General features: G+C 60.5%; 19 protein-coding genes. 13 read left to right on the top strand and 6 right to left on the bottom strand.

Annotation, left to right across the window (positions count from 1 at the left end; translation table 11 throughout):
- Nucleotides 1–14: 14 nt before the first annotated feature.
- Together hisD and NKH01_RS13130 are read right to left on the bottom strand one after the other, a co-directional pair.
- Nucleotides 15–1,337, bottom strand: a complete 1,323-nt coding sequence (hisD, locus tag NKH01_RS13135) for a histidinol dehydrogenase (RefSeq protein ID WP_352638894.1) — start codon at nucleotides 1,335–1,337, stop codon at nucleotides 15–17.
- An 81-nt stretch (nucleotides 1,338–1,418) separates the two neighbouring features.
- Nucleotides 1,419–2,192 (bottom strand): SDR family NAD(P)-dependent oxidoreductase, encoded by a 774-nt coding sequence (locus NKH01_RS13130; protein WP_023716546.1) that lies wholly within the window; start codon nucleotides 2,190–2,192, stop codon nucleotides 1,419–1,421.
- Nucleotides 2,193–2,389: 197 nt separating this feature from the next.
- Between NKH01_RS13130 and NKH01_RS13125 the strand changes: the two genes are divergently transcribed.
- Entirely contained in the window at nucleotides 2,390–4,450 is a 2,061-nt protein-coding gene (locus tag NKH01_RS13125; protein ID WP_353020416.1) for a N,N-dimethylformamidase beta subunit family domain-containing protein, read from the top strand.
- Between the two features lie 55 nt (nucleotides 4,451–4,505).
- Here NKH01_RS13125 and NKH01_RS13120 read toward each other — a convergent pair whose 3' ends face one another.
- Nucleotides 4,506–5,360 carry an SDR family oxidoreductase gene (locus NKH01_RS13120; RefSeq protein WP_352482882.1) on the bottom strand — a complete coding sequence of 285 codons (855 nt, stop codon included), beginning with the start codon at nucleotides 5,358–5,360 and terminating at the stop codon, nucleotides 4,506–4,508.
- 194 nt (nucleotides 5,361–5,554) lie between these two features.
- Here NKH01_RS13120 and NKH01_RS13115 point away from each other — a divergent pair, with 194 nt between their 5' ends.
- The 8 genes from NKH01_RS13115 (at nucleotide 5,555) to NKH01_RS13080 (ending at nucleotide 11,960) form a co-directional block, all read left to right on the top strand.
- The gene (locus NKH01_RS13115) at nucleotides 5,555–5,842 is read left to right on the top strand and encodes a winged helix-turn-helix transcriptional regulator (RefSeq protein WP_245278483.1); all 288 of its coding nucleotides are present in this window, start codon (nucleotides 5,555–5,557) and stop codon (nucleotides 5,840–5,842) included.
- 280 nt (nucleotides 5,843–6,122) lie between these two features.
- On the top strand, nucleotides 6,123–6,476 hold the full coding sequence (locus NKH01_RS13110) for a hypothetical protein (RefSeq protein WP_353020413.1): 354 nt from the start codon (nucleotides 6,123–6,125) through the stop codon (nucleotides 6,474–6,476).
- Between the two features lie 104 nt (nucleotides 6,477–6,580).
- Entirely contained in the window at nucleotides 6,581–6,943 is a 363-nt protein-coding gene (locus NKH01_RS13105; protein ID WP_023716541.1) for an ArsR/SmtB family transcription factor, read from the top strand.
- Complete coding sequence (locus tag NKH01_RS13100; protein ID WP_023716540.1) at nucleotides 6,924–7,442, top strand: SRPBCC family protein; 519 nt, start codon at nucleotides 6,924–6,926, stop codon at nucleotides 7,440–7,442. Before NKH01_RS13105 ends, NKH01_RS13100 begins: the two co-directional genes overlap by 20 nt.
- 344 nt (nucleotides 7,443–7,786) lie before the next feature.
- Complete coding sequence (locus NKH01_RS13095; RefSeq protein ID WP_352493877.1) at nucleotides 7,787–8,203, top strand: hypothetical protein; 417 nt, start codon at nucleotides 7,787–7,789, stop codon at nucleotides 8,201–8,203.
- Nucleotides 8,204–8,306: 103 nt separating this feature from the next.
- Nucleotides 8,307–9,521 (top strand): glycosyltransferase family protein, encoded by a 1,215-nt coding sequence (locus tag NKH01_RS13090; RefSeq protein ID WP_023716538.1) that lies wholly within the window; start codon nucleotides 8,307–8,309, stop codon nucleotides 9,519–9,521.
- A gap of 1 nt (nucleotide 9,522) precedes the next feature.
- Nucleotides 9,523–10,767 (top strand): glycosyltransferase, encoded by a 1,245-nt coding sequence (locus NKH01_RS13085; RefSeq protein ID WP_353020410.1) that lies wholly within the window; start codon nucleotides 9,523–9,525, stop codon nucleotides 10,765–10,767.
- Nucleotides 10,764–11,960 (top strand): glycosyltransferase family protein, encoded by a 1,197-nt coding sequence (locus NKH01_RS13080; protein ID WP_353020408.1) that lies wholly within the window; start codon nucleotides 10,764–10,766, stop codon nucleotides 11,958–11,960. The genes NKH01_RS13085 and NKH01_RS13080 overlap by 4 nt, the downstream gene beginning before the upstream one ends.
- A 129-nt stretch (nucleotides 11,961–12,089) precedes the next feature.
- Here the strand turns inward: NKH01_RS13080 and NKH01_RS13075 are convergent, their stop codons facing one another.
- Nucleotides 12,090–12,761 carry a class I SAM-dependent methyltransferase gene (locus tag NKH01_RS13075; protein ID WP_031193291.1) on the bottom strand — a complete coding sequence of 224 codons (672 nt, stop codon included), beginning with the start codon at nucleotides 12,759–12,761 and terminating at the stop codon, nucleotides 12,090–12,092.
- A gap of 189 nt (nucleotides 12,762–12,950) precedes the next feature.
- On the opposite strand from NKH01_RS13075, the gene NKH01_RS13070 reads away from it, so the two are divergent.
- The 4 genes from NKH01_RS13070 to NKH01_RS13055 all read left to right on the top strand — a co-directional run bounded on the left by NKH01_RS13070 (nucleotide 12,951) and on the right by NKH01_RS13055 (nucleotide 17,527).
- Nucleotides 12,951–13,211, top strand: a complete 261-nt coding sequence (locus NKH01_RS13070) for a hypothetical protein (protein ID WP_156947991.1) — start codon at nucleotides 12,951–12,953, stop codon at nucleotides 13,209–13,211.
- Between the two features lie 17 nt (nucleotides 13,212–13,228).
- Nucleotides 13,229–15,943, top strand: a complete 2,715-nt coding sequence (locus NKH01_RS13065) for an ABC transporter transmembrane domain-containing protein (RefSeq protein WP_352638886.1) — start codon at nucleotides 13,229–13,231, stop codon at nucleotides 15,941–15,943.
- A gap of 157 nt (nucleotides 15,944–16,100) precedes the next feature.
- Nucleotides 16,101–16,550, top strand: a complete 450-nt coding sequence (locus NKH01_RS13060) for a cyclic nucleotide-binding domain-containing protein (RefSeq protein ID WP_254023581.1) — start codon at nucleotides 16,101–16,103, stop codon at nucleotides 16,548–16,550.
- Between the two features lie 122 nt (nucleotides 16,551–16,672).
- On the top strand, nucleotides 16,673–17,527 hold the full coding sequence (locus NKH01_RS13055) for an MBL fold metallo-hydrolase (RefSeq protein WP_352715985.1): 855 nt from the start codon (nucleotides 16,673–16,675) through the stop codon (nucleotides 17,525–17,527).
- A 90-nt stretch (nucleotides 17,528–17,617) separates the two neighbouring features.
- On the opposite strand, the gene NKH01_RS13050 is transcribed toward NKH01_RS13055, so the two are convergent.
- Together NKH01_RS13050 and NKH01_RS13045 are read right to left on the bottom strand one after the other, a co-directional pair.
- Nucleotides 17,618–18,394, bottom strand: a complete 777-nt coding sequence (locus NKH01_RS13050) for a polysaccharide deacetylase family protein (protein WP_353020405.1) — start codon at nucleotides 18,392–18,394, stop codon at nucleotides 17,618–17,620.
- Nucleotides 18,391–19,479 (bottom strand): glycosyltransferase family 4 protein, encoded by a 1,089-nt coding sequence (locus NKH01_RS13045; RefSeq protein ID WP_023716529.1) that lies wholly within the window; start codon nucleotides 19,477–19,479, stop codon nucleotides 18,391–18,393. Before NKH01_RS13045 ends, NKH01_RS13050 begins: the two co-directional genes overlap by 4 nt.
- Nucleotides 19,480–19,508 lie beyond the last annotated feature (29 nt).

Below are 19,508 nucleotides of genomic sequence, written 5' to 3'. Positions count from 1 at the left end.
GTCATCGTTTCCGCTCAGCCGGCGAGATAGCGATCGCGGATCTCCGAAACCGCGTTCTCATGCGAGCTGAACCCTTCGTAACGGGCGAGCCTGCGGGCATGCAGTGCGAGTTCCGGATAGGCGGCCGAGGTCACATAGCCGACTGATGATCTTTTGACGAAATCCGTTACGGAAAGCGGTCCGAAGGTTCGCGCCCACCGGCTGGTCGGCAGCACCGCATTGGGCCCGAGGACGAAGTTGGCGAGGGTCACCGGTGTATGCGGCCCCATGAGGATCTCGGCGGCTTCTGTGATACGTCCGAGATGCGCAAATGGCTCCGTTGACAGAATCTCGAGATGCTCCGGCGCATAGTCGTTGATGAAGCGGTAGCTGTCCTCCAGCGATTCGGTCAGCACAATACCGCCGCGTTTTCCGGTGAGCACGGCGCGCGAGAACTCCACGCGCTGTTCGGTCATCCGGGACCAGTGTTCCGGTATCGCAATCAACGCGGCTTCGGCGACCTTGCGGCTGTGCGTCACCAGATAGGCCGACGAATCCGGCCCGTGCTCGGCTTCGATCAACAGGTCAAGAGCGGCCAGGCCGCCGTCGACGCTGTCATCGGCAAAGATGATCGCTTCGGACGGACCGGCGGGGAGACCCGTGTTGATGATCGGGGACAACACGCTCTTTGCCGCCACCACCCACGGGCTCCCCGGTCCGACGATCTTGACGGCGGGCTTCACAGTCTCGGTTCCATAGGCGACAGCGGCAACCGCATGGGCGCCGCCGCACTTGTACACGGTCTCCACGCCGGCGAGGCGGGCGGCAACCAGCGTCGCGGCATCGACGGAACCATCCGAAGTCGCAGGCGTCACGATCGCGATCTGCGGAACCCCGGCAATCACCGCCGGAACCGAGGTCATCATCGTCACCGAGGGGAAGGCGCCTTTGCCGCGCGGAACATAAAGCGCAACCGAAGCGATCGGTGTGTATCGGTCACCCGCATAGGCGCCAGGCCGAACTTCCTTGAGCCACATCGTCTCCGGGCGCTGCTCCTCGTGGAAATGCCTTATGTTCTCGATGCCAAACCGGATACTCTCCACGACATCCTTGTCGACCTTGTCGAATGCCGCATCGAACTCCGCTTCCGAAGCTTTCAGTCCACCGTCGGCAACATCGGCTTTGTCGAGCTCGCGCGCAAACCGGAGCAAGGCCGCGTCACCTTCATTCTTGACGGCCTGGATGATTGGACGGACCTTTTCGATGAAGGAAGACAGATCTCCTTCGGCGCGTTTAAGTAAATTGGCCCGCTGATCGACACTGAGGGATGACAGGCGGTGGAAGCTGACGTCAGACATGGCGGCTCCTTTTCTTAGTACGCAATCACGGTTAGCGCTTGTCGATCACTTCTGGGACACGTCTCCAGCCCCCTGAAGCCTTCAAATCGATGCGAGAAAGCCTCCATCCACGGGAATGGACTGGCCCGTTATGTAGGCTGCCGCATCCGAAGCGAGGAACACCGCGATTCCGTGCAGGTCCGAGAGATCACCAAAACGGCGCTGCGGAATCTTGGCGAGCATCGATTGCTGCCATGCCTCGTTGCTGTAGAACACGTCTGTCATCGCTGTCCTGAAATAGCCAGGCGCGATGGCGTTGACCCGGATCCCGAGATCGGCCCACTCCGCCGCAAGCGCCCGCGTCATGCCGAGGAGGCCTGATTTCGACGAGCCGTAAGGCACCGCCGTGGGAATCCCGACCTCGGAGGTCAACGAGCAGAGATTGATAATGACGCCGGGCCGTCCGGCGTCTCTCATCTGCCGCGCGGCGGCTTGGGCGCAGAAGAAGGCGCCTTTGAGATTCGTATCGACAATCCTGTCCCACAAGGCCTCGTCGACATCGAGCGAGGGCCGGACCTCTTCCACACCCGCATTGTTGACGAGAATATCGAGACCTCCGAGCAGGCTGCCGGCCTCGGCTGTCGCCGCCCGGCATTGGTCGACATCGGTGACGTCCAGGGCGATGGCATGCGCGGCCCCGCCGGCAGTGCGGATGGCGGCCACCGTCTCCTCGAGCGAGGCCACGCTGCGCGCCGTGATCGCGACGTCGGCGCCGGCTGCGCTGAGCGCCTCGGCGATGCTGCGCCCGATGCCACGGCTTGCGCCGGTTACAAGCGCCTTCCTGCCTGACAGGTCGAAGAGAGATGCGTTGCGCATGTCATCCTCCTTGGTAATGTCGCGCTTGGACCGATCGCGTCGAGACTATCCGAATGCAGCTTATCTATACAAGCATGTACATCATGGCGGTAGTGCGCCATGCGGAACTTTGCTTGTCAGAGCGGCAGCGTATTGGCCGGCATCGGACCGGTCTGCGCGGTTCGCCGCAGCCCATCTGGAGTTCATCGGGAGGATAGATGAAGCGCGCAGTAGACCACGACGCGATGAGCGTGGTTGGTTATACCACCCCCTGGAGTGCGAAAGCAGGCCAGCAGATCAACCTCAGCCTGTCATGCGATCGGCCGATAAAGGCCACACGAATTTGCCGACTCGACAAGCCGGCTCCGGAATTTCTGGCCTGGCCCATCGAAGCGGTGGGTGAACCACGGCATCGGCATTTCGACCAAGGGTCGTTCCTGTTCGTGCGAGCCGGCGAACTGGCCAAAGTACAAGCCGTCCACGGCATTCGTTTTGAGCTGTTCCTCACGCGCAACGGAGGTGCGCGTACGATCCTGGAAGCAGGCGCCCTCGGGCTGCGCCTCCGCGACGGCGCATTTGCCCTGGAAATCGGCGGCGAAACCTTTGTCGAGAGGACGGCGCCAACTGGTGTGTGGCTCACTGTCGAGTTGGATCTGCGGCAGGAGCAGCCGCGTCTGCGGATCAAATCGCATGATCTCCTCGCGCCTTACGAACTTCGTGAAGGTTTTGGCAGCCCTGCGCGGAACCTTCAAGCGCACGGCATCCATTTCGGCGCAAGTGCTACTCACCACGAACCTACCCTCAACGCGAAATTTGCCGCGATCCGGCTCGAGACACCGCAGGGGACCATTGCCTGGGATTTCCCGACGCTGTTACCAACGCAGCCGATCCTGTCGTCGGGCAGAGCAGATCCGCTGCTCCTCGATGTGATCAATCAGCCAGCCTTCTGCATGACTTCGGCACGCTGGGACGGATCGAGCTTCGAACCTCGCTTCGTGCCGTCGCACTACGACGCTATCCATTGCCACGACGACGACATCGGCCCGCTTGAGTGGCCGGCATCGCACTGCGTGACAATCCCTGAAAACGCACGCCCAGGCGTCTACGCGTTCCAGATCGAATGGGAGGATAGCTACGAACGCGTGGTGTTCTTCGTCACCTCATCACAGGTTTCGTCGCCGCTGTTGTATCTCGTGCCGACGGCCACCTATCTCGCTTATGCGGACGAATATCTCCCAGATCATCTTTATGAATGGAAAAGCGACGACCGGGGACATCGCTTCGCGGTCGCCAACAATCTGAAGTCTCTTTACGACTACCACTCCGACCTTAGCGGCGTTTCTATCTGCTCCTACAAAAAGCCGAAAGTGACGCTCAGGGACGATTACGATTATCCCCTCTGCGGCTGCCCACACAATTTGCCGGTCGATCTGCACTTCCTCCGATTCTGCCACGACAATGGAATCGTGTTTGACGTCATGACCGATCATGATTTGCACGAATGCGGTATAGACGGTCTGCGTGGACACCAAGCGGTCGTCACCGGCAGTCATCCCGAATATATGTCGATCGAGATGGAGCAGGCGCTGCGGCAGTTTGTGGCCGAAGGCGGCAGCATCGCCTATCTCGGCGGAAACGGCTTCGCCGCCACTGTGGCTTTCAAGGACGATCTGATGGAGCTGCGGCGCTCGCCGCTGGAGGCCGGCCGCACGTGGGACGGCCCGGTCGCCGAACAAGCGCTGTCGATCACCAACGAACCAGGCGGCTATCTCCGCTCCCGTGGCCGCGGCGAATTCTCGCTGATCGGTGGCGCGATCTCACTGATGGGATTCGAAGGCGCACGCCCCTTCACGCGCACTGACGAAAGCCATGAAGCAGGATGCGCATGGCTGTTCGAAGGCGTTGAAAATGCGACCTTCGGTTCGGACGGCATCGTGCTGGGCGGTGCCGCGGGCTACGAAGTGGATGCGACGGATCCAGCCCTCGGCACATCCGCGGACACCGTCGTGATCGCGCGTGCGACGGGATTTCCCGACAGCTTCTTCCAGGATCCGACGCGCTGGTGCGAGGGCGGGGATACGCAACGCATCGCCCGCCGCTGCGCCGAAATGACCCTGCGAAAGCTCGCAGCAGGCGGCTTGATCTTTTCGGCAAGCTCGGTTGCCTGGTGCGGCGCGCTGCCAGCCGCAGGCGCCATGAACGATGTCGGCAGGATCACGTTTAATCTGCTTAACCGCCTCGGCGCGACGAAAGGAGAACCCGGCCGAGAAAATCGATAAGCTGATTGGTCTCATTACGAGAAAGACCGCATCCTCAAGTCGCTGAGCCCAGCCTTCAACCGCGCAATGCGGCCGCGACGAGGCTTTGCATCGAAGTGGTCGGACGACCGATCAGCCGCCCGAGGGCGCCTCCGTCATCGAACAACGCTCCGCGTGAGGCTGCGGCGTCGGTATCGGCCAGAAGCGCAGCGAGGTCGGCCGGCAGCCCGGCCCCCGCCAACACATCCTGATAGGCGGCTTGGGAAAAATCGTTGTAGGCGATAGCCTTGCCCGACTGCCGCGAGACCTCCGCCGCAAGCTCGGCGAGCGTAAAGGCTTGGTCTGCCGCGAGCTCGTACGTCTTTCCTGCATGGTCGTCGGTCGTCAGCACCACGGCTGCGGCCTCGGCATAGTCCCGCCGCGCTGCGGACGAGAAACGCCCGTCTTTCGCGGCGCCGACGAAGGCGCCGTGCTCCAGAGCCGCCGGAAGCGCCAGCAGATGGTTCTCGGTGTACCAGCCATTGCGCAGGATGACGGCGGGAACGCCCGAGTCCGCGATGACCTCCTCCGTCTGCCGGTGCTCGATTGCGAGCGTTGCGGAAGACGTGTCGGCATGCAGCATGCTGGTGTAAGCGATCAGCGAAACTCCGGCGCGTTGGGTTGCCTCGATCACCGCCCGATGCTGCGGCAGGCGGCCGCTGACCTCGGTCGACGAAATCAGTAGCAGTTTCTGGACGCCGGCGAAGGCCGGGGCGAGCGTGTCGGGACGGTCGTAGTCCGCCTCCCTTACGATCACACCGAGCTCCGCCAGATCGCTGGCCTTTGCCGGATTGCGAACCGCCGCGACGATCCGGTCGGCGGGAATGGTCTTCAGCAGTGCCTCGATCACGAGACGGCCAAGCTGTCCTGTTGCTCCAGTTATTGCATACATCGTTCAGTCCATTTCGTGGTTGTGTGATTGGAGAGCCTTCGAATAGCGGCCATCGTTACCATTGGAAACCACGTATCTTGCGGTTACCGCCATTTTCCGGTAACCAACTGGAAACTCCTCGAGAAGGGTGTGCGATGGTTCTCAAGGCGCGAAAGAAGGTGAAGGCTCCCCCCGGCTGCCCCATGTCGAGATGCATGGCGCTGCTTGGCGGCTGCTGGACACCCGAGGTGCTCTGGTCCCTGAGCGAAGGCCCGCGTCGGTTCTCGGAACTCCGCCGCGATATCCCAGCCGTTTCGGCGAAGGTACTGACCAGCAGACTGCGGGATCTCGAGGAGCGCGGCGTCCTCGGTCGCAACGTGATGGCGACCTCGCCGCCGACGGTGGAATATGAGCTGACCTCGTTGGGGCAGGAGCTGCTGCCGGCTATCAGGTCTATCGTGGAGGTCGGGTCGCGCCTGCTGCTCGGTGATTCTGTTCTTTAGAGAATCGCGAGCACATCAGAGAATCGCGAGTTTGTGGCGTCGACACTACTTTCGGCCTGCGCTTAACAGCGAGGATGACGCTTGATGTGCGTGTTGATCTGGTGGTGGAGCAGTTCCGCCCGCCCAGGTCAGCGTTCAAAATAGATGGCCAACCTTAGCCTCGGGTCATCATTTCGGACTGAAAGATACGGAGCGCCAAAGGGTGGTAATGCGCAGTGACTTGGGCCCTCCAGGAGTCTAAGCTAGCATGCTTCTGCCAGCACGAAGAAAAAACCGCCGCATGCTCCGCTTTCTTGCCGTTTACACCATGAAGCCCGAAGACCTCGCCCGCTTTCGCAGCCTGCCTAAGCCCGAGCAGGATACGATTGATGCCGTCGGCTTACAGCTGTGGGCGGACTGGGAGGAGAGAAATGCCGCATTTTTCCCCGATCGCGGCGGCATGGTCGGTAAGACGAGGCGCGTTACCAGGGACGGCATCGCCGACGCCGTGAACCCTTTCTGCGGCTATATTGTCGTCGAGGCCGATACCATCGATGCCGCCGCCCGCCTGTTCGAGAACCACCCGCATTTCACCGTCTTCCCAGGAGACGGCGTGGACATCATGCCCTTCCTCACCGACCCTGCTCCGACTTGAACATCCGCTAATCGCTTGCGATTTACCAGAAGGGGCGGCCGGCAACGCAGCCCACTCGGTCTCCCCTTGCACGCCGCCAGCCCGTCTGTTAAATACTGAACCATATGGTTCAGTATTTAATGCCCCACCTCGATGCCTCATTCGCCGCGCTCTCGGACGCCACCCGGCGCGGCGTTTTGGAGCAACTCGGACGAGCAGACGCCTCGATCACGGACCTTGCCGAAAAGTTCCACATGACCCTCACGGGCATGAAGAAGCACGTCGGCGTCTTGGAGAAGGCGGGGCTCGTCACCACGGAGAAGGTTGGGCGCGTGCGGACCTGCAAGCTTGGCCTACGCGCACTGGAGGAAGAGGCGGCATGGATCGAGAGGCACCGCCAGCTCTGGGACGCACGCTTCAACGAGTTGGACAAGGTTGTCGAGGAATTGAAACGGAAGGAGAAAGTCGATGGACGAAACAAGAGCTAGTGAGCCTACCCCCATGCAGAACCGCACGATGGTGGAACGGAAGTCCGACCGGGAGCTGGTCGTTACGCGAACCTTTGACGCGCCGGCACGCACCGTGTTCGAGGCTTGGACCAAGCCCGAGCTGTTCATGCGGTGGTGGGCACCGAAGTCGATGGGCATGTTCCTGCGTTCCTGCGAGATGGATGTTCGTGTCGGGGGCAGGTACCGTTTGGTATTCGGCCACGATGCCTCAAACCCTGACGAGTTCTTCGGTAGGTATATCGAAGTGACACCGCACTCGCGCCTCGTCTGGACCAATGACGAAGGTGGTGACGGTGGACCCATCACCACGGTGACCTTCGAGGAAAAAGGTGGCAAGACGCTGCTGGTCATGCACGAGCTCTATCCCTCAAAGGAAGCTCTCGACGCTGCCGGCACCGGGGCGGCGGATGCGATGGGCGAGACGTTCGAGCAACTGGACGAGCTTCTCGTCACGCTAGGCGCGAGCGTGCGACGGTGATGAAGTCGTCGATCTCCCGGTCGGCAGCCTGGATCTTCAACTAGGCGGAAGAGAACCCCGACGAGATCGTCGCCGCCCTCTGTGAACCTACGAGGCCAATCATCAAACTCATTGAGGTTTCGCCAACTATCGGGACCAATCGAGTGATTTTCGCACCTCGCGACGTTCGGCGACGCGCTCAGGTCGTCTCAAAAAGGACCGTCACCGCCCCAGCTAAGGCATTAGCCAGAGGCCATAGCGATCGACAAGTAACCGGTGTTGCACACACTCTGCCGCAGGCGGTGTGTTGTGAGCGCTGGCGTCCACTCGATTCCTGCCGAAATTCCGGCTAGCTTGGGCGATAGATGGCTCAGTTCTGGTCGGTGAATCATAATCAGACCGCCCGTCAAGAGATTGATGGGCAGCACTTTTGGTCCCCCAAGACCGAGAGCAATGGCGCGCGAAATGAGTTCTACAACAACATGCGCCGTGCGACGCCCGGTGACCCTGTCCTTTCGTATACCGATCAAGCAATTGACTATATGCGCAGGATAGCGGAATTCGCTTTCACCGCTCGGAAACCAATCAAGTTCGGAGAGGCCTTATTGGAATCAAGAGCGATGACTTCTGCCGATCTTTTGGACACCGCTTTCCCCTTCGATCCATCCCAAAACAACAACAGGGAGTCTCGACCCGCTCCCGCCGAGGCGATATTCGCCAATCCATCTAGTTTCGGACTCAGGCAATCAGAAAGTTATCTGACAGGCATTCCACAGAAGTAATACAAATTGAAAATCGCGGCCTCATGTTTCAAAACCAGGATGGTTTCGAAGCCGGCGGGTCGCTCACGGTCCTCAAAGCGAGAATTCTAAGAGACGTTCAACAATGACCCAGCACGCAGAAAACGCTCGAATTCTCATGTACAGCCACGACACGTTCGGGCTCGGCCATTTGCAGCGCTGCCGGACTATCGCGCATTCGCTGGTCGAGGATTTCCGCGGACTTCAGGTGCTTATCATTTCGGGTGCGACTATCGCTGGCGCCTTCGACTACCGCGCCCGTGTCGACTTCGTGAAGATCCCCAGCGTCATCAAGCTGCGCAACGGCGAATACACCTCGCTGGAAAAGGACATCGATCTGCATGAGACGCTAAGGATGCGCCAGTCGATCATCCGCCATACAGCTGAGACCTTCCGGCCGGATATCTTCATCGTCGACAAGGAACCGCTCGGCCTGCGCGGTGAGATCGAGGACACGCTGTCCTACCTCAAGACGCGGGGCACCACTCTCGTGCTTGGCCTGCGCGAGGTAATGGATGCGCCGCATCTGCTCGAAGCAGAGTGGGCACGCAGGGATGTGATGCGCAAGATAGGCCTGTTCTACGACAAGGTCTGGGCCTATGGCCCGCCGGATTTCTACGATCCGTTGACCGGCTTGGATGTGCCGCCGGCTGTCAGGGCAAAGATGAGGTTCGTCGGTTTCCTGCAACGGAGCCTGCAGCGGAACGAGTTGCCCGGCCACCGGCCCGAGGGCGACTATATCCTCGTTACCACCGGTGGCGGCGGTGACGGCGCCGAACTGATCCACGACGTCATCGATGCCTATCAGCAGGATCCGCAATTGCAGCATAGGGCCCTGATCGTGCTTGGGCCTTACATGCCGGCGCGCAAGCGCAACAAGCTGCTCAAGAAGGGGTCCAAGATCCCCTACATCAAGATCATCGAGTTCGACAACCGCATGGAAGACCTGATTGCCGGCGCCAAGGCGGTAGTGGCGATGGGCGGTTACAACACCTATTGCGAGATACTGTCTTTCGACAAGCCGGCGCTGATCGTGCCGCGCGTCGAGCCCCGCCAGGAACAACTGATCCGCGCTCGGCGCGCAGCCGAACTTGGCCTCATCGAGATGCTTTTGCCGGAGGAAGCCAAGGATTCCCAGCGGTTTGCCGATGCACTGGTGGCGCTGCCGGACCGGCCCCACCCATCACAGAGCAATCCGCATCTGACGCTGGAAGGGCTGCCTCATATTTCCGAAATCGTCGCGGAACTGCTCGACCGGCGGGCCGGCCATCACCTTTCGGTCATTGAAGGAATGACCTGAGTTGCAACATCGCAAGATCGTCGTGGTTCTGAAGGGCTATCCGCGGCTGTCCGAAACCTTCATCGCGCAGGAATTGCTCGGTCTGGAGCGCGCAGGGTTCGACCTGATACTCGTCGCGCTCAGGCGGCCGACCGACGAAAAACGCCACCCCGTGCATGACGAGATCAAAGCGCCGGTCCATTATCTGCCGGAATATCTGCATGAAGAGCCGCTGCGCGTGCTTCGCTCGCTGTTTGCCTATCTGCTGCGGCCGTGCTTCTGGCGCACGCTCGGATCGCTGGCTGCCGATCTCCCCCACGACTTTACGCGCAATCGCGCGCGCCGCTTCGGGCAAGCGCTCGTGCTGGCGGCCGAATGGCCGGAAGACGCGGGCTGGCTGCATGCACATTTCGCGCACACACCGGCATCGGTGACGCGCTATGCCAGCCAGCTTCGTGGCCTGCCCTGGACCTGCTCGGCCCATGCCAAGGACATCTGGACTTCGGCGGACTGGGATCTGGCCGGCAAGCTTTCCTCGGCGCGCTGGACGGTCACCTGCACGAAAACCGGCTTCGACCGTCTGAAAAAACTCGCTAACGGCAACTCGTCTATACATCTGAGCTATCATGGGCTCGACCTTGATCGCTTCGGCAGTTTCGGCGAGGCGCGAAAGCAGCATGACGGCTCGGCGCCGGACGAACCGGTTGTCGTTCTGAGTGTCGGGCGCGCCGTTGAAAAGAAAGGTTACGATACGTTGCTGCAGGCCCTTGCCCTGTTGCCCGGTGATTTGGCGTGGCGTTTCGAGCATATCGGCGGCGGCGAGGAACTGGAGCGGTTCAAGGCGCTGGCGCAAAAGCTCGGACTGGATGGTCGCGTCTCTTGGAAAGGCGCGCTTGCGCAGGAGGAAGTGCTTGAGCACTACCGCCGCGCCGACATCTTCGCCCTGGCCTGCAGGATCACCGCAAATGGCGATCGTGACGGTCTGCCGAATGTTCTGGTGGAGGCGGCCAGCCAGCGGCTTGCCTGCGTGTCGACCGATATTTCCGGCGTGCCGGAGCTTTTATCGCCGGATGAAACCGGGCTGCTGGTTCCGACGGAAAACGCAATTGCCCTGGCACAGGCGCTGGAGCGCCTGATCCGTGATCCCGTACTGCGCGCCCGCCTCGGCGACGCCGCAGAGCGGCGCGTGCGCGGCAATTTCGATCATATGGCAAGCATTGGACAGCTCAAGGAACTGTTCGAGCGGGAGTGGCGGGCCGCCGAATGAAGCGGCTGCGCGCTTTCTTCTATGTCCAGCACCTGCTCGGCATCGGCCATCTTGCGCGCGCCAGCCGCATTGCGGCGGCTCTGGTCGATGACGGGTTTGACGTGACCGTCGTGACCGGCGGAGCGCCGATCGCCGGGTTTCCGGGACTCGGTGTAAAATCTGTAATCCTGCCACCTGTCACCTCCGGTGATGAAGGATTTTCCGGACTTGTCGACCTGGAGGGCAACCCGATCGACGATGATTTCAAGAAATGGCGTTCAGAGATGCTGCTGCAGGCATTCCGGGATTGCAGGCCTGATATCGTCATTCTCGAGGCGTTTCCATTTGGACGCCGACAGATGCGTTTCGAACTCTTGCCGCTGATCGAGGCCATCGACGCGACGTCGCCCAGACCGCTGCTGGCGACGTCCGTCCGTGACATCCTTCAGGAGCGCGTCAAGCCGGGCCGAAACGAGGAAACGGTCGATCTCATCAACAGGCATTTCGACCTTGTTATGGTCCACGGCGATCCGGCTTTCGCAACCATCGACAAGACATTTCCGCTGGCTGGGGCGATCAGGGCCGAGGTCACCTACACAGGGCTCGTTGCCGCGCCGCCCTCGCCCGCGGCCTCCGAGCGCTTCGACGTTCTGGTGTCGGTTGGCGGCGGGGCTGCCGGAAAGAGCCTTGTCAGCTCCACCATCGCAGCGGCGCGGAATGCCAACAACGCTCGGAAATGGTGTTTGATCACCGGCCCAAACCTGCCGAAAGACGAATTTGACGCGATCGCACGCGATGCCACGCCGGGCCTGTCCATCTTCCGGTTCCGCGAGGATTTCGCCAGCCTGCTGACAGGCGCCCGCCTGTCAGTCTCGCAGGCGGGTTACAACACGATCTGCGATGTCCTGCGCGCGGGTTGTCGCTCCCTGCTCGTTCCATTTGCAGCCGGCGGGGAAACCGAACAGACGGTTCGCGCCCTGATGCTCGAAGAACTCGGTCTTGCAACGGTGCTGATGGAAAAGGACCTAACGCCTGAAGGTTTGGCGCAAGCGATCGAACAGGCGCTTGTGAGACCGACGCCATCCGCGCATCGTCTCGATCTGGAAGGCGCGCGTCGCTCCGCGCAAATCCTGCACGAGCGGTATCGAACATGGTCCCTAAAAGTGGAGCCCGGTTTCGGAAAAGCTCATGATCAAACAGACGATAGATCCTAGTCCTACTGCGTTACTGACTCAGTAGGACTAACGCACGTCGCGTCTGGTGAGTTTCGTGCGACGCGCTTCAAGTCTTGTTTTATGCATGTCGTTGTCCGAAAACCGCTACGCACTTTTGGGCGAAATACATTAAACAGTTCCAATCAGCATGAAGCGCGTATAATTTTTTGTCGGCAGTTCGCCGGAGAACCGCACCTCCCGTAGCGCCGCCATTGCTTCGAAGGTTGCAAGTGAAGCCACGCAGTTGATGTGCGTCGGCTCGCTGAAATAATCGTTCGATTGCAGCAGTACATTCGTGCCCCGCGGAAGCAGAGCAAGCCAGGCGCGCAGATCGGCTATGTGTTCGCAGCTCGTATTGACTATCAGGTCGGGCCGGACGGCCGCATAGTCGAGTGCGTACATATCTGCCGTTAGCGCCCGGAACCGGTCGCCGGCTTCCCGGTTGAGGGTCCGGGCGACCGGCGCGACTTCGGGATCGATGTCGATGCTATCGACCGCCGCGATGTCGAAGCGGGCGTCGTTGAAAAGCATTGCCGGCAATACGCCGTACCATCCACCCAGAACCCATATGCGCCCGAACCGGCCGCCGCAGCTTTCGAACAGCCTGTCGAGCGCCCACATCTTGCAGGCGACCTGCTTGTGGTTGAAGGCGTTGGCGATATCGGCCTTCGGATGCTTGGTGACGACGCGCGCCAGCCCTGCCACGAGAGGGCAGTTGACATAAGCAGCAATTCCCCGCGTGAGGTCCAAGGCTTGCTCGTGCCAGTCCATACCGGCATTGCGTGGTTGCGTGACATCCATCATATTTGTCTTGTATGTTGGGATTTCGGGCGACACAACGCAATCTTGCCTCCCGCAAGACTGTTTGATTCCGCGGACGTGATTATGCTGCAAGCCGCTTGGCTATTGCCCGGTGCCGGAGAGAGCCTGTTGCATCTGTCCGGATCATCGGCGTCCATCCGCCAGCACCAGCCGCCCAGCTGCGGCCTCGTGCTGCTCGGCTATTCGCCAACGCCCTGCGGAAGCCGCGAACCGTCTGGCCAGCTGCCTTCTTCGCTGATCAACAATGCCCATGTCGTTGTCATCGACCATGCGCCGGAACTGGATCGCGCCGCCTCGCAGGTTCCTTGCATCGTTGAGCGCAGGACAATGTCCGTGCACTGCAGCTTCGACTTTGTCGTTGGCGACGAAGAAATTGCCGATACGCCATTCGCCAGCAGGTGCGTTTACATCCTGCATCCTTTCAACTGAAGGGTCCGCAGTCGCATATGGAACCCAGCCTAGCCCGCTATATCTGGACGCACACCAAGAAGCAGCAGCTCTGGATATTGATGATCGTCGTGCTTTCGATGGTCCCGTATTTCATGTCCTTCGACCTACCGAAGCTGATCGTCAACGGCCCGATCCAAGGTAGGGGCTTCGAGCAACCGGGCGCGACCCAGCCATTCATGAGGCTACACTATAACCTGCCGTTCATTGGAGAGGTCCAGTTCTTCTCCGGTTTTCAGCTCGACCGCAAGGAGACCCTGTTTGCCCTGAGCCTTGTGTTCCTCTTGCTAGTCGTCATCAACGGCCTGTTCAAATTCTACATCAACACCTACAAGGGCCGCCTCGGCGAACGCATGCTGCGACGTATCCGCTTCGATCTGGTGGACCGTGTGCTGCGTTTTCCGCCGGTCTACTTCAAGCGGGTGAAATCCGCCGAAGTGGCGACCATGGTGAAGGACGAGGTAGAGCCGCTGGGCGGCTTCATCGGCGACGCCTTCCTGCAGCCGGTACTGCTCGGCGGCCAGGCGCTGACGGCCATGCTGTTCATCATGATCCAGAACGTCTGGCTCGGAATGATAGCGGTCGTGATCGTGGTGATCCAGATCGTACTCATCCCGCGAATGCGGCGGCGGCTGATCGTGCTCGGGCGCCAACGGCAGTTGACGGCGCGCGCGCTTTCGGGCCGGGTTGGCGAAATCGTCGACGGCATCGGCGCGGTTCACGTCCACGATACATCAAACTACGAGCGCGCCGACATAGCTGCCCGGCTCGGGCTCATCTTCAAGATCCGCTTCGATCTTTACCAATGGAAATTCATGGTGAAGTTCCTCAACAATTTTCTCGCGCAGCTCACGCCCTTTCTGTTCTATATGATCGGCGGGTATCTGGTCATCCAGGGGAGGCTGGACGTCGGCCAGCTCGTGGCCGTGATCGGCGCCTACAAGGACCTGCCGGGACCGATGAAGGAACTGATCGACTGGGATCAGGATCGGCAGGATGTCCAGGTCAAATATCAACAGGTCGTTGAACAGTTCACCGTCGAGGGTCTCATCGCGCCGAAAATCGGGGCATTGACGATCGACGATCCTGATCCGATGACCAATCCCCTATCGGCGATCAATCTGTCTATAGCAGACGATGGCGGTGCAATGCTCCTCAACCGTATCTCCCTCCAGGTCAAGCCGGGTGAGACGGTGGCGCTGGTCAGTACCGCAACAGGTGGAGCGGAGGCGCTTGCAGAAGCCTTCGCGCGGCTGAACTGGCCGGACAGCGGAAGGGTCGCTTCGGGCACCGACGACCTGCTTGAACTTCCCGAGGCAGTGACCGGCCGGCGCATGTCCTATGCCTCGTCGGATGTTTTCCTGTTCCAGGCAAGCCTCCGCGACAACCTGCTCTACGGGTTGAAGCATGCGCCGCTGACATCGGTGCCTTATGACGGTGCCGCGGCAGACCAGCACCGCTGGAATATCCACGAGGCGCGCCGGTCGGGCAATCCGGATCTCGATATCCACAGCGACTGGATCAACTATGCTTCCGCCGGGGCTACCGGCCCGCACGACCTCTTTGAAGCCGTGCGCCGGGTGCTCGACGCGGTTGTTCTGTCGCGCGACATTCTGGATCTCGGCTTGCGCTCTTCGGCCGACCTCACGCGTCACACGGAGCTTGCCAGGCGGATCGTTGAACTGCGTGCGGCGCTGCGAACCCGGCTGGAACAAGAGGGGCTGAGCGGACTGGTGGTTCCTTTCGAACCGGGCGCCTACAACAAGGAAGCAACGATCGGCCAAAACCTGCTCTTCGGCGCTGCCGCCGGCCCCGAACTGGCCGACAGGGCCCTGGCGGCCAATCCCTATTTTGCTTCTGTGCTGAGGCAAGCCGGCCTCGACCGCACGCTCTACGAAATGGGCTTGGAGATCGCCAAACAGGCGATCGAGCTGTTTGCCGACCTGCCGCCCGATCACCAGTTCTTCCAGCAGCTCGCCTTCATGAGCGCCGAGGAGATACCCGCCTACGAAACCTTGCTACAACGGCTCAAGAACCGTCCTCACGAGGCGGTTTCAGAGAACGATCGCGCCATGATCGTCACCTTGAGCTTTGCCTACATCGAGCCCCGGCATCGCTTCGGCCTGCTGAGCGACGAGCTGATGAGCAAGATCGTCGCTGCACGCAGCCGGTTCTATGAAAACCTGCCGCCCGAACTGCAAAATGCGGTCGAACGGTATGACCCTGCCAAATACATTGCCGCGGCCACCGTCATGGATAACGTCCTGTTCGGGCGTGTGGGCAACAACCATCCCGACGCACCGGACCGCATACGCTCCATCGTCTATGACATTCTTGACGAACTGGGGCTTTATGCCGAACTTCTGGATGTCGGCCTGGACTTCAACGTCGGCTCCGGCGGCAGGCGGCTGACCGGTGGACAGCGACAGAAGCTCGATGTTGCCCGGGCCCTGCTCAAGCGTCCCGATTTTCTCATTCTCAACCGGCCACTTTCGGCGCTCGACCAGCGCATGCAGGATAAGGTGCTGCGAAACGTGCTCGAGGAAGCCAGGCGCGACGGCCATTCGCCGGCAATTGTGTGGGTCGTGACGAATCCGGCAATGGCGATGATGTTCGATCGCGTTATCGTCTTCGACTCAGGTCAATTGGCGGAAGACGGAACACACGAGACACTTTTGGCAGGGAACGGTATCTTCAAGGAACTGTTGTCATAGAGCAACGGACATTCAGATGGGATCATTCTGCCGGTGCACGACATCGGGCTCGCCACCTTTCGCGTGGTTTGTCTCGCCGTCTCGAAAAGAGAATTGATTCCATCTGGGCGTCCGTTGCTCTAGTCTGGCAAACGCGAATTTTGGAAGGTTTGCGACAATGCTGCTCAAGGATGAAGTTGGAATGCTGCAACGCGTTCCCTTGTTCTCTGCCATCGAGCCGACAAAGCTCAAGCTGCTTGCGTTCACATCCGATCGTGTGAGCTACAGCGCCGGCCAGATCCTTTTCCGGCAGGGCGACGAGGGAGACGCCGCCTATGTCATCCTTTCAGGCAGGGCGGATATTCTTGTCGATTCCGACAGCGGACCGATAAAAGTTGCCGAACTGGAGCCAAATTCGATCGTTGGCGAGATCGCCATATTGTGCAACAGCTCCCGCACTGCCACCGTCAGAGCGGCAAGTCCGCTGGAAGTCCTGAGAATCCGCAAGGATCATTTCCTGAGGCTTATGAGGGAGTTCCCGGAAATGACCATCGAGATATTGCGGGTTCTTGCCGATCGCCTAAGCCATACAACCGCGGATCTGATCGACGCACGAAGCGCCAAATAACGAAGGACGTGCGCTCGATCCTCGCCGTCGTGACGGCACTGTCCTCTCGCTGAGAAGATCACCCGGAGAAAGCCTGTCTCGCCTAGCAGCAGTTGTTTGGATATGATGGGCGAAGGGGTAGCATGGACGACAACGTTTTCCTGGTCAGGTTTTGGGGTGTCCGCGGCAGCATTTCGGTATCAGGGCCAGAATTCTCTCGCTATGGCGGCAACTCAATCTGCGTCGAGATGCGATGCGGTAAGCATACGCTTCTGTTCGACGCAGGCTCTGGCCTACGGCCTGCCGGCGCGGCGCTTCAGGCGTTGGGCGTCACCGATTTCGACCTGCTTTTCACCCATTGCCATTACGATCACATCATCGGGCTGCCGTCTTTTGCGCCGATCTATGACCGGGGCGCCAAGGTTACGCTTTGGTCCGGGCATCTTGCAGGACACATGACCACCCGGCAGATGGTCGATGAGTTCATGCGGCCGCCGTGGTTTCCGGTGAAACTGGAGATCAGCAAGGCAAGCCTCGACTATCGCGATTTCGTATCCGGAGACGTGCTTCGCCCGCGCGAAGGGGTGGTGGTCCGAACCGGCAGTCTTATCCATCCGGGCGGCTGCATAGGCTACCGGGTCGAATGGGGCGGCCGCGTCGTGGCGGTGATCACAGACACTGAGCACGAGCCGGACAAACTCGATCAGACGGTGCTCGGCCTGATCGAAGATGCCGACCTCGTCATTTACGATTGCACCTACACCGAGGAGGAAATGGAACGCCGCCGCGGTTACGGGCACTCGACATGGCAACAGGGCGTCAAGCTCTGTGAGGCGGCCGGTGCGCGGGGGCTTGCGCTGTTTCACCACGATCCGACACGCACCGACAAGGAACTGGACAAGATCGAGAAACTGGCCAAGGACAGGTTTACCGGCGCTTTTGCCGCGCGGGATGGCCAGACGCTCAAACTTCCAGTCTCATTGCGCAAAAAGCGCTGAGCTATTTTCCTCTAGAGCGCTTCACCGTTTCACAGAAACGGCGAAGCGCTCTATCTCTTTGTTTTGACGCAATTCCGGACGGAAAACCGTTCACACTTTTCCTGGAATTGCTCTACCGGCGCTGCGCTCGATCAATGTCCTGATCGGAAGCCATGCGCAGGCTTCAGTCCGTGCGGTGACGGTGAACAGCCGTTCGAGGAAAAGCCAGGCCGATTCATCATGTACGAGATGGTGGGTGAGCAGACCGACCGGTTCGCCGCCATCGAATGCATGCTGCAATTGCGCGATGATAGCCTGAACCAATAGGCCGTGATCGCGGCAGCCGCGCGTGCCATGCCAATCCATGATGTCGACATTGCTGTTGATGACCGCCAGTGAAGCGCGCCTCGGCGGCCCATAGACCGACAATGCCGCAAATCCTATCGATCCAAGGTCGGATACCAAGCCGGCGTCAATCCTGTTCCAGGGTGGCACCAGCATCGGAACGGTACGTGCGCCGTGCAGGCCGGTTACGTGCGACAGCCCGCGAGCCAGATCATTGAGCACCGCCTCGCGTGGCCGATGCGCGCCGAGCTCCTGCTTTTTCTGGTCCTCGGTGGCATGATTTCGGTGCGCCCAGCCATGGATGGCGACCGTGGCATGCGGCGCCTCGTCAAGCCGGACGGCAAGCTTCTCATCAGTCAGGGCCGGAATGACGGCCAGAGTCACCGGAACCGCGAATTCACCGGTGAGGTCGAGCAGCCGATCAAGCGCAGGCGTCGGACCCACGGCGTCATCGTCGCGCAGCCAGAACTCTGCCTTGCGGTCTGCCCGTTGCCGGCACGCCAGTTCTTCCACCAAGGGCTGCCAGATCTGATCGGGTGTCATGAAACCGGGATCTTCGCAAGGAGTTCGGCCAGCCGCGCCACTGCAGCACCGAGGGAACGTTCTTCGAGGATGAAACGTCTGGCTTCCGCGGCCATGATGGTTCTTTCGTCGTTACGGGCCAGAAGCCTTTCAATGGCAGAAGCGAACGCCGCAACATCGCCCGGCGGGGTGAGAAACCCGGTCTGGCCATCCCGCACGACCTCCGGCACGCCGGCGATGTCCTGAGCCACCACCGGAAGGCCGGCGGCCTGTGCTTCAAGATAGGCAATGCCATAGGCCTCGCCGCAACCCGGCCAGACGTAAATTCCCCCACTGTAGAGGACATCCGGCACGGCGGCTGGCTCAATCGCGCCAAGCCATTCGATACGGGCGGCGGGCAAGCCGGCGAATTGCGCTTTGACCTCGTCACGGGCAGGCCCATCCCCGACGACCAACATGGTCCAGGGCAGGTGGCCGATCGGACCGAGCGCTTGCGCCAGCATGCGATAGCTTTCGACTTTGTCGCCCGGGCGCATCATGGCGACGGTAACGAGGCGCGTCGGACAACTCCGTGCCGGCGTTTCCCGGAATACCGATGTGTCGATGAAGGGCGAAAGCATGCCGAAAGCGGCGTCGGGAATCGCATCTGCCAGTCCCTGACGATCCCTTTGCGTGAAGCAGATGTTCAGCGCTGCCTGTTCGACGGCTCGCGCCACCAACGCTTGTATATCGGCCCACAAGCCGGTGTTGCGCCGCCTCGAATAGGAGGCTTCCGCTGTCACATAGGGGACACCAAAGGCCAACGCCAGCTCGGGCCCGATCAGGTCGGGCGCCTTGTAATAGGGATGATAGGTGAACCACAGATCGGGCTTGCCGTCACGATCCCAAAGCCTTGCCAGCCGCGCGGCTTCCTCCCGGGCCTCGATCTTGAGCGCGTCGAAACTTTTCGAATCCGGTTCGCGTAGATAGAAGCGTAATTCGGATGCTAGTTCGACGCTATGCCCTCCATGCTCCAGCGCCTTGACCAGCATCCGTGCCATCTGGCGGTCGCCGGAGGCAACGGGATGATTGGGCGACTTCAGCGGCGCGTAGAAGGCAATTCGCATCGCCGGACCCTATCATCGGAAAGCCTGCG

It is taken from the genome of Mesorhizobium sp. M1403 (genome assembly GCF_040317695.1).
In the GTDB taxonomy this organism is placed as follows: Bacteria; Pseudomonadota; Alphaproteobacteria; order Rhizobiales; family Rhizobiaceae; genus Mesorhizobium.
Note: the sequence above shows the minus strand (reverse complement) of the source record. Positions and strands in the feature narration are given on the sequence as shown.

Coding starts and splice junctions, on each gene's coding strand:
- NKH01_RS13125 (WP_353020416.1), top strand. CDS start 2,390: ATGAAGCGCGCAGTAGACCACGACGCGATGAGCGTGGTTGGTTATACC.
- NKH01_RS13075 (WP_031193291.1), bottom strand. CDS start 12,761: ATGGATGTCACGCAACCACGCAATGCCGGTATGGACTGGCACGAGCAA.
- NKH01_RS13110 (WP_353020413.1), top strand. CDS start 6,123: ATGCTCCGCTTTCTTGCCGTTTACACCATGAAGCCCGAAGACCTCGCC.
- NKH01_RS13050 (WP_353020405.1), bottom strand. CDS start 18,394: ATGACACCCGATCAGATCTGGCAGCCCTTGGTGGAAGAACTGGCGTGC.
- NKH01_RS13120 (WP_352482882.1), bottom strand. CDS start 5,360: ATGTATGCAATAACTGGAGCAACAGGACAGCTTGGCCGTCTCGTGATC.
- NKH01_RS13090 (WP_023716538.1), top strand. CDS start 8,307: ATGACCCAGCACGCAGAAAACGCTCGAATTCTCATGTACAGCCACGAC.
- NKH01_RS13095 (WP_352493877.1), top strand. CDS start 7,787: ATGGCTCAGTTCTGGTCGGTGAATCATAATCAGACCGCCCGTCAAGAG.
- NKH01_RS13100 (WP_023716540.1), top strand. CDS start 6,924: ATGGACGAAACAAGAGCTAGTGAGCCTACCCCCATGCAGAACCGCACG.
- NKH01_RS13080 (WP_353020408.1), top strand. CDS start 10,764: ATGAAGCGGCTGCGCGCTTTCTTCTATGTCCAGCACCTGCTCGGCATC.
- NKH01_RS13130 (WP_023716546.1), bottom strand. CDS start 2,192: ATGCGCAACGCATCTCTCTTCGACCTGTCAGGCAGGAAGGCGCTTGTA.
- NKH01_RS13045 (WP_023716529.1), bottom strand. CDS start 19,479: ATGCGAATTGCCTTCTACGCGCCGCTGAAGTCGCCCAATCATCCCGTT.
- hisD (WP_352638894.1), bottom strand. CDS start 1,337: ATGTCTGACGTCAGCTTCCACCGCCTGTCATCCCTCAGTGTCGATCAG.
- NKH01_RS13065 (WP_352638886.1), top strand. CDS start 13,229: ATGGAACCCAGCCTAGCCCGCTATATCTGGACGCACACCAAGAAGCAG.
- NKH01_RS13105 (WP_023716541.1), top strand. CDS start 6,581: ATGGTTCAGTATTTAATGCCCCACCTCGATGCCTCATTCGCCGCGCTC.
- NKH01_RS13060 (WP_254023581.1), top strand. CDS start 16,101: ATGCTGCTCAAGGATGAAGTTGGAATGCTGCAACGCGTTCCCTTGTTC.
- NKH01_RS13055 (WP_352715985.1), top strand. CDS start 16,673: ATGGACGACAACGTTTTCCTGGTCAGGTTTTGGGGTGTCCGCGGCAGC.
- NKH01_RS13115 (WP_245278483.1), top strand. CDS start 5,555: ATGGCGCTGCTTGGCGGCTGCTGGACACCCGAGGTGCTCTGGTCCCTG.